The sequence below is a fragment of the Bradyrhizobium sp. genome (assembly GCF_030654605.1).
Lineage (GTDB): Bacteria > Pseudomonadota > Alphaproteobacteria > Rhizobiales > Xanthobacteraceae > Bradyrhizobium.
In genome coordinates, this window is the sequence record NZ_JAURXB010000094.1 from 51,119 (window position 1) to 60,176 (window position 9,058).

A 9,058-nucleotide genomic window follows, 5' to 3' on the forward strand; every position below is an offset into this window, starting at 1 on the left:
GTTGTCTCCAGATCGATCGACGATCAGCGCGGTCGTTGGGTGCGGTTGGGTCTTGTATTCGGACGGCTTTCGCGATGCAAAAACGCAACCCCTTGCATCCCTTCGGCCTTGCCGCTCGCCTGCGCCGGCGGACGGGACGGCTCCTGCCGGCTGGTCTCGTGGCGGTTGGTCTGTGGCGCGCCACCATTACCACCGGGACGGCGGTTGCGGCGAGGGCCTTTCGAGGCCGGTGCGGCTTCGTTGCCTCGGCCCGCATGGGAGCGCGGTCCGGATCGTGCCCCGCGATGCTGCGCCGGCGGCGGTGCGGCTTCGCGATGGCCGGGGGTGCGGTGATCTTCGCGCGGAAGAGCGATGCGGATCAGCTTTTCGATGTCGCGCAGATAGCCCATTTCCTCGGCGCCCGCGATCAGCGAGATCGCAATGCCCTCGGCGCCGGCGCGCGCGGTGCGGCCGATGCGGTGGACGTAGGTCTCGGGAATGTTGGGCAGATCGAAGTTCACCACGTGGCTGATGCCGTCGACGTCGATGCCGCGGGCGGCAATGTCGGTGGCGACCAGGGTGCGGATCTCGCCGGTGCGGAATGCCGCCAGCACCCGCTCGCGGTGGTTCTGCGACTTGTTGCCGTGAATGGCGTCGGCGGTGATGCCGGCGCGGGCCAGGCTCTTCACCACCTTGTCGGCGCCATGCTTGGTGCGGGTGAAGACCAGCGCGCGGTTGACCGTCTCGCTCTTCAGGAGGTTGGCCAGGAAGGTAGGCTTGTTGGAGTGGTCGACCTGGATGATGCGCTGGGTGATGCGTTCGACGGTCGAGGCCACCGGCGTCACGGCGACCCGCGCCGGGTCGCGCAGCATCGCTTCGGCGAGCTCGGCGATGTCTTTCGGCATGGTGGCCGAGAAGAACAGCGTCTGCCGCTTGATCGGCAGTTTGGCGACGACCTTCCGGATGTCGTTGATGAAGCCCATGTCCAGCATGCGGTCGGCTTCGTCGAGCACGAGGAACTCGACCTGTCCGAGTTTCAGGCCGTTGCTCTGCACGAGGTCGAGCAGGCGGCCGGGCGTCGCCACCAGGACTTCGACGCCCTGCATGATCGAACGGACCTGGCGGCCCATCGGCACGCCGCCGATCGCCAGCGCCGAGGTGAGGCGGATGTGGCGGCCATAGGCATTGAAGCTGTCGAGGATCTGTCCGGACAGTTCACGGGTGGGCGAGAGCACCAGTACGCGGCAGGTCTTGGGCTGCGGCTTGATGCGGTTCTCCAGAATGCGGTGCAGGATCGGCAGCGCGAAGGCCGCGGTCTTGCCGGTGCCGGTCTGGGCGATACCGACGACGTCGCGGCCGGTAATTGCGATGGGGATGGTTTGAACCTGGATGGGCGTGGGCGTCAGATAGTTCTCTTCCACGAGCGCACGCGAGATGGGATCGGCGAGGCCGAAATCCTGAAAGGAGGTCAAAAGGTGGGTACTTTCCATTATAAAAGGCAGGCGCCCGGCGGTTTCAGCCAGGAGCGCGCGAGGGTGTCAGAGACACCCGCGTGTTTGGGGCGTCGGTTTTGGTTAGCTGAAGGGGCAAGCCAGAAACCGTTGGACGGGCTCAGAACACGCGGCTCGCAGTGACCCGGTGATTCCCTGGGTCGTGACAGTCATATGGAACACGAACGCGGCGCTTTCAAGGTGAATCGCGTGACGATCCCCGCACGCGGTTAAGGGGTGGGCAAAGACCCCGGTTTGCGGACGGATTGGGGGTGTTTCACGCGCTGCAGCGCAGAAATAATCCTGCCGGAAATTTAGCCAAAACAGCAGGTTTGCTCACAAATTAAACAGTATGCCACTCAAGCATACAGTTCTTCAGCCTAAAAATAAGGCAGAAACTTCGGCTATTTCGCGGCGAGTGTCAAAATTCATCAACGATGCCATTATGTTAGCCAGATTGACGCAGGTGGCACAGTTCTTGCGATTCCGTTAATGCAGGCGGCCGTGGGGCCGTTTCGTAGCGTTTTAACGTCTGCGTCAGGGAGATGACACCTCATGCTTACTCAATTGACTCACGATATATCGAAGCCCTTCAGCCGTCGGCGTTGGCTGGCAGCGACCGCCGGCCTGGTTCTCGGTCTGGCAGGTGTTACCGGCGTCAAGGCACAGGAGACCATCAAGGTCGGCGTCCTGCATTCACTTTCCGGCACCATGGCCATCAGCGAAACCACGCTGAAGGATACGGTCCTCTTCCTGATCGACGAGCAGAACAAGAAGGGCGGCGTCCTCGGCAAGAAGCTCGAGGCCGTGGTGGTGGATCCCGCGTCGAACTGGCCGCTGTTCGCCGAAAAGGCCCGCGAGCTCATCACCAAGAACAAGGTTTCGGTGGTGTTCGGCTGCTGGACCTCGGTGTCGCGCAAGTCCGTGCTGCCGGTGTTCAAGGAACTGAATTCGATCCTGTTCTATCCGGTGCAGTACGAGGGCGAGGAGAGCGAGCGCAACGTGTTCTACACGGGTGCTGCGCCGAACCAGCAGGCGATCCCCGCGGTCGACTATTTGATGAAGGACGAGAAGGTGAAGCGCTGGGTGCTGGCCGGCACCGACTACGTCTATCCGCGCACCACCAACAAGATCCTCGAAGCCTACTTGAAGTCGAAGGGCGTCAAGCAGGAAGACATCATGATCAACTACACGCCGTTCGGTCATTCCGACTGGCAGACCATCGTCGCCGACATCAAGAAGTTCGGCTCCACTGGCAAGAAGACCGCGGTGGTCTCGACCATCAACGGCGACGCCAACGTTCCGTTCTACAAGGAACTCGGCAACCAGGGCATCAAGGCCACCGACATCCCGGTCGTCGCCTTCTCGGTCGGCGAGGAGGAACTCGCCGGCATCGACACCAAGCCGCTGCTCGGCCATCTCGCCGCCTGGAACTACTTCCAGTCGATCAAGGACCCGGCCAACGAGAAGTTCATCAAGGCATGGCAGGCCTACACCAAGAACCCGAAGCGCGTGACCAACGATCCGATGGAAGCACACGTCATCGGTTTCGATATGTGGGTCAAGGCGGTCGAGAAGGTGAAGTCGGTCGACGCCGACAAGGTGATCGACGCGCTGCCCGGCATCGAAGCCAAGAACCTGACCGGCGGCACCTCCAAGATGCTTCCGAACCATCACATCACCAAGCCGGTGTTCATTGGCGAAATCAAAGCCAACGGCCAGTTCGACGTGGTGTGGAAGACCCCGGGCCTGGTGGCCGGCGATGCATGGTCGAAGGAGCTCGACGGCTCCAAGGACCTGATCGGCGACTGGGTTGGCAAGAAGTGCGGCAACTACAACACCAAGACCAACAAGTGCGGCGGTCAGGGTTCCTGATCTGCTGCTGATACCAAGAGACCAAGCGACTGGAGAAGGCGGCGCCAATGCCGCCTTCTCCTTAACTCCTGCCGGGGTCGTCCAGTGTTTGCCAACGTGCTTGACCGTTTTCGTGCGCTTGTCCTCTCGCTTCTGTTGATCGCCGCCGTCGCATCGCCTGCGCTCGCCGGTCCGTTCGAGGATGCGATCGGCAAGTTCGCCAACGACGAATTTTCCGATACCGACGAAGCGATCGGCGCGGTTGCCACATCAGGCAATCCGCTGGCCTTTGCCATTATCAGCGCGCTGCAGGACGGCCGGCTGATGGCCGATCCCGACAGCAAGAAGGTCTATGTCACCCAGCCCGACGGCAAGATCATCGATGCCGCGACCGGGGCCGCGGTGGAAAAGCTGCCTGACGGCGCCGCCGCCGTGCGCCTCAACAACCGCCTGCGCCGTAGCGTGGAGGCCGCGCTGGGCGGACTGACGCTGCTGTCGCCCGATCCCGCCAAGCGGATCCAGGCCGCGCAGTCGGTGTTCAAGACGCACGACGAAGCCATGCTGCCGCTGGTCGACGAGGCCCTGAAGAAGGAGACCGTCAACGCGGCCAAACTGGCTTTCACCGAGGCGCGGGCGGCCATCCTGCTGTTCAAGCCCGACGCCACGGATGGCGAGAAGCTCGAGGCCATCGCCACCATCAAGGCGCGCGGGGACCAGGAGGCCATGGCGCTGCTGACCGGACTGACCGGCGATCAGCCGGCCGCGATCGCGAGCGCCGCGGCGAACGCGAAGGCGGCCATCCAGCGCAGCCTCGCGCTTTGGTCGATGGTGCAGAACGCCTGGTACGGGCTGTCGCTCGGCTCGGTGCTGCTGCTCGCGGCCATCGGTCTCGCCATCACCTTCGGGGTGATGGGCGTCATCAACATGGCGCATGGCGAGATGGTCATGATCGGGGCCTATGTCACCTTCGTGGTGCAGGAAACCATCCGCACCAGCTTCCCGCATTTGTTCGACTACTCGCTGTTGATGGCGGTGCCGCTGGCCTTCATCGTCGCGGGCCTGATCGGCATCCTGATCGAGCGCAGCATCATTCGCTTTCTCTACGGCCGTCCGCTGGAAACGCTGCTGGCGACCTGGGGCCTGTCGCTGGTACTGCAGCAGGCAGTGCGCACCATGTTCGGTCCCACCAACCGCGAGGTCGGCAATCCCTCCTGGATGAGCGGCGCGTTCGAACTCGGCCAGGTCACCATTACCTACAACCGGCTCTGGATCCTCTGCTTCACCCTGGCCGTGTTCGCCATCCTGCTCGCCATGCTGCGCTATACCGCGCTCGGGCTGGAGATGCGCGCGGTCACGCAAAACCGCCGGATGGCGGCATCGATGGGGATCGCGACCTCGCGTGTCGACGCGCTGACCTTCGGCCTCGGCTCCGGCATCGCCGGCATCGCCGGCGTGGCGCTGTCGCAGATCGACAATGTCAGCCCCAATCTCGGCCAGAGCTATATCATCGACTCCTTCATGGTGGTGGTGTTCGGCGGCGTCGGTAACCTCTGGGGCACGCTGGTCGGCGCCTTCACGCTCGGCATCGCCAACAAGTTCCTGGAGCCGGTCGCCGGCGCCGTGCTCGGCAAGATCGCCATCCTGGTGCTGATCATCCTGTTCATCCAGAAACGGCCGCGCGGCCTGTTCGCGCTCAAGGGCCGGGCGGTGGAAGCATGATGCCGGTTGTTGCATTCGATGTCTGCTGCGGATCGCAGCTGCGCCCCCTCTCCCGCTTGCGGGGGAGGGCCGGGGTGGGGGTCTATCCGCGAGCGCCGGCGCCAGTGGAGAGAATTCCCCCACCCGCCGCACTTCGTGCGGCGACCTCCCCCGCAAGCGGGAGAGGTGACTGCACATGATGCCGCACGTGCTCACGCGTTCGCTGGATCGCAGCGCGACCATCTTCCTCGCAGTGGTCGCGGCGGTCGGCATCCTGATCCCGCTGTCCAACCTGCTGTTGCCGGCGGGTTCGATGTTCCAGGTGCCGACCTATCTGGTGGCGCTGTTCGGCAAATATGTCTGCTACGCCATCCTGGCGCTGTCGATCGACCTGATCTGGGGCTATTGCGGCATCCTCTCGCTCGGTCACGGCGCGTTCTTCGCGCTCGGCGGCTATGCGATGGGCATGTATCTGATGCGCCAGATCGGCAGCCGCGGCGTCTACGGCAATCCGATCCTGCCGGATTTCATGGTGTTCCTGAACTATCCGGAACTGCCCTGGTACTGGTACGGATTCGATACGTTCTGGTTCGCGGCCGTGATGGTGCTGCTGGTGCCGGGGCTATTGGCCTTCTGCTTCGGCTGGCTGGCATTTCGCTCCCGCGTCACCGGCGTCTATCTCTCGATCATCACGCAGGCGATGACTTACGCGCTGCTGCTGGCGTTCTTCCGCAACGATTTCGGCTTTGGCGGCAACAACGGCCTGACCGATTTCAAGGACATTCTGGGCTTCAACGTCCAGGCGGACGGCACCCGCGCGGCCTTGTTCCTGCTGAGCTGTCTGGCACTGATCATTGCCTTCCTGATCTGCCGCGCGGTGGTGACGTCGAAACTCGGCAAGGTGCTGATCGCGGTGCGCGACGCCGAATCCCGCACGCGATTCTTGGGCTACCGCGTCGAATCCTACAAGCTGTTCGTGTTCACGCTGTCGGCCTGCATGGCCGGCGTCGCCGGCGCGCTCTATGTGCCGCAGGTCGGCATCATCAATCCCGGCGAGTTCGCGCCGGGCAATTCGATCGAGGCGGTGATCTGGGTCGCGGTCGGCGGACGCGGCACGCTGATCGGGGCGGCGCTGGGCGCCGTCGTGGTCAACTACGCCAAGACCGTATTCACCTCGGGTCCGCTGGCGCCGTACTGGCTGTTCATGCTGGGGGCGCTGTTCATCCTGGTGACGCTGCTGCTGCCGAAGGGCATCATCGGCACCTTCAACGCCTGGTGGGAGCCGTGGAAGGCGCAGCGCATCGCGGCCAATGCCGAGAGTGCCGCGCTCGAAGACGGCGTCAGCGTCAGCAAACCGAACCCGGCGGAGTGAGCGCATGAACGCCTTGCCAACCCGTACCACCTCGGCGCTGCTCTATCTGGACGGCGTGCACGTCTCGTTCGACGGCTTTCACGCCATCAACAATCTGTCGCTGACGCTCGAGCCCGGCGAGATGCGCGCCATCATCGGCCCCAACGGCGCCGGCAAGACCACGATGATGGACATCATCACCGGCAAGACCAGGCCGGACGAGGGCGAGGTGCTGTTCGACGGCATCACCGACCTGACCCGGCTCGACGAGACCCGGATCGCCGAACTCGGCATTGGCCGCAAATTCCAGAAGCCGACGGTGTTCGAGAGCCAGACCATCCAGGACAATCTGCTGCTGGCGCTCAATGTCGACCACAGCGTCAGGGGCACGCTGTTCTGGCGCGAGACCAAAGACGAGTCCGAGCGTATCGAGCGCGTGCTGGAAACCATCCGCCTGAAGGATGCGCGCCACAAACTGGCCGGCAGCCTGTCGCACGGCCAGAAGCAATGGCTGGAGATCGGCATGCTGCTGGCGCAGGACCCGAAGCTGCTGCTGGTCGACGAGCCCGTCGCCGGAATGACCGACGTCGAAACCCACCAGACCGCCGAGCTCCTGAAGGAAATCAACAAGGACAAGACCATCATGGTGGTCGAGCACGACATGACCTTCGTGCGCGAACTCGGCGTCAAGGTGACCTGCCTGCACGAAGGCACCGTGCTGGCCGAGGGGACCATCGATCAGGTTTCGTCGAACGAGCGCGTGATCGAAGTGTATTTGGGGCGATGAAGTGAAAGCAGATCTCCCATTCCGTGTCCCGGGCACAGCGCAGCACGCAGTGATGCGCTGTAGAACCGGGACCCATGTTGCACGCGTTCAAAGTTATGGGTCCCGCATCTGCGGTGCATCACGCCGTGCTGCACCGCGCGCGGGACACGAGAGGTCCAGGCCATGCTGAAAGTCGACAACATCAGCCTCTACTACGGTGCCGCCCAGGCGCTGCGCGGCGTCTCGATCACGGCCGAGCCCGGCAAGGTGACCTGCGTGCTGGGCCGCAACGGCGTCGGCAAGACCTCGCTGCTGCGCGCCATGGTCGGCCAGTATCCGATCGCCTCCGGCTCCATCACCTTCGACGGCGTCGATATTTCCGGCCTGAAACCCTATGAGCGGGCGCGCAAGGGCATCGGCTTCGTGCCGCAGGGCCGCGAGATCTTTCCGCTGTTGACGGTGGAGGAAAACCTCAAGACCGGCTTCGGGCCATTGAAGCGCGACGACCGCAGCATTCCCGACGACGTGTTCTCGCTGTTTCCGGTGCTGGATACGATGCTGGGACGCCGCGGCGGCGATCTGTCCGGCGGCCAGCAGCAGCAACTGGCGATCGGCCGGGCGCTGGTGATGCGGCCGAAACTGCTGCTGCTCGACGAGCCGACCGAGGGCATCCAGCCGTCGATCATCAAGGACATCGGCCGCGCCATCTCCTATCTGCGCAGCCTCGGCACCATGGCGATCGTGCTGGTCGAACAATATCTCGACTTTGCCTGCGAGCTCGGCGACAATTTTGCGGTGATGGACCGGGGCGCCGTGAAATATGCCTGCGATCGCAGCGCGATGGATCCTGCTGAAATCAGCCGCCAGATGGCGTTGTAAACCGGCGTTGCGAAGATTTTGAGGGCGGATGCGGACCGAACCCACCAGTGCTGCCTCGGCGATCTTCGCGGCCAACCGGGCGCAGGGCTCGGTGACGTTCGACGTGCACCAGGTCGAAGGCGTCACCCGCCGCCGCCAGCTGCATGAATCAGGCTCGTTGCGCGTGCGCTTTCCGTCCCCCGAGGCGGAGGGCCTCTCGGCCATGTTCGTCAATACCGCCGGCGGCATCGCCGGCGGCGACCGCTTCGATATCGACATCGCGGTCGGCGAGGGCTCCAGCCTCGCGGTGACCACGGCGGCGGCGGAAAAGGTCTACCGGGCGCAGGGGCCGGCCGCGGAAGTCAACATCACCCTGAAGGCCGCGTCCGGCGCGCATTTGAGCTGGCTGCCGCAGGAAACCATCCTGTTCGACCGCGCGCGGGTTTTTCGGCGGATCGATATCGACCTCGCCGAAGGCGCCTCGCTGTTGCTCTGCGAGATCGTGGTGTTCGGCCGTGCCGCCATGGGCGAGCGCATGTTGCATGGCGAATTCGTCGACCGCTGGCGGCTGCGCCGCGGCGGCCGGCTGGTGTTCGCCGAAACCGTCCGGCTCGACGGCGACATCGGCGCCATCATGACAAAACCCGCGGTCGCCAAAGGCTGTGTCGCCATCGGCACCGCGCTGATCGTGCCCGGCGACGAGGCGCTGCTGGAGCGGATTCGCGAGCTGGCAAATTCGCTCAGCGGCGAGGTCGGTATCTCCAGCTGGAATGGATTTGCAATGGCCCGCTTCTGTGCCCAAGATGCGGCAAGGCTGCGCGCCGACATGATGGCGGTGCTTGGCCGTGCCTCGGCTGTGGCACTGCCGCGTATGTGGCTCAACTAGATCGTTCAATTGAATAGAGTGTTCGCATGAATCTCTCTCCCCGCGAAAAGGACAAGCTGCTGATCTCGATGGCGGCGATGGTGGCGCGGCGCCGGCTGGAGCGCGGCGTCAAGCTCAACCATCCCGAGGCCATCGCCATCATCTCCGATTTCATCGTCGAGGGCGCCCGCGACGGC

The 9,058-nt window shown here is 63.9% G+C and carries 8 protein-coding genes; 7 read left to right on the top strand and 1 reads right to left on the bottom strand.

The genetic code is table 11. The features are described 5' to 3' along the window. Positions 1 to 23: 23 nt before the first annotated feature. Positions 24 to 1,469: a DEAD/DEAH box helicase gene (locus Q7U29_RS10075; RefSeq protein ID WP_304740935.1), complete on the bottom strand. Its 1,446-nt coding sequence runs from the start codon at positions 1,467 to 1,469 to the stop codon at positions 24 to 26. A 555-nt stretch (positions 1,470 to 2,024) separates the two neighbouring features. On the opposite strand from Q7U29_RS10075, the gene urtA reads away from it, so the two are divergent. From urtA to Q7U29_RS10110, 7 genes are all read left to right on the top strand, one after another. Continuing rightward, on the top strand, positions 2,025 to 3,344 hold the full coding sequence (gene urtA / locus Q7U29_RS10080) for an urea ABC transporter substrate-binding protein (RefSeq protein WP_304740936.1): 1,320 nt from the start codon (positions 2,025 to 2,027) through the stop codon (positions 3,342 to 3,344). Positions 3,345 to 3,440: 96 nt separating this feature from the next. Beyond that, a complete protein-coding gene (urtB, locus tag Q7U29_RS10085; RefSeq protein ID WP_370691726.1) occupies positions 3,441 to 5,042 on the top strand; it encodes an urea ABC transporter permease subunit UrtB in 1,602 nt (533 codons plus the stop codon). Between the two features lie 175 nt (positions 5,043 to 5,217). Beyond that, positions 5,218 to 6,393 (top strand): urea ABC transporter permease subunit UrtC, encoded by a 1,176-nt coding sequence (gene urtC, locus Q7U29_RS10090; protein WP_304740940.1) that lies wholly within the window; start codon positions 5,218 to 5,220, stop codon positions 6,391 to 6,393. Between the two features lie 4 nt (positions 6,394 to 6,397). Next, positions 6,398 to 7,159: an urea ABC transporter ATP-binding protein UrtD gene (gene urtD / locus Q7U29_RS10095; RefSeq protein WP_304740942.1), complete on the top strand. Its 762-nt coding sequence runs from the start codon at positions 6,398 to 6,400 to the stop codon at positions 7,157 to 7,159. A gap of 162 nt (positions 7,160 to 7,321) precedes the next feature. Then, entirely contained in the window at positions 7,322 to 8,017 is a 696-nt protein-coding gene (gene urtE, locus Q7U29_RS10100) for an urea ABC transporter ATP-binding subunit UrtE (protein WP_304740944.1), read from the top strand. A 28-nt stretch (positions 8,018 to 8,045) separates the two neighbouring features. Beyond that, positions 8,046 to 8,882 carry an urease accessory protein UreD gene (locus tag Q7U29_RS10105; protein ID WP_304740945.1) on the top strand — a complete coding sequence of 279 codons (837 nt, stop codon included), beginning with the start codon at positions 8,046 to 8,048 and terminating at the stop codon, positions 8,880 to 8,882. Positions 8,883 to 8,908: 26 nt separating this feature from the next. Next, positions 8,909 to 9,058 (top strand): urease subunit gamma (locus Q7U29_RS10110; protein ID WP_304740949.1); only part of this gene is annotated, 150 nt, incomplete at its 3' end.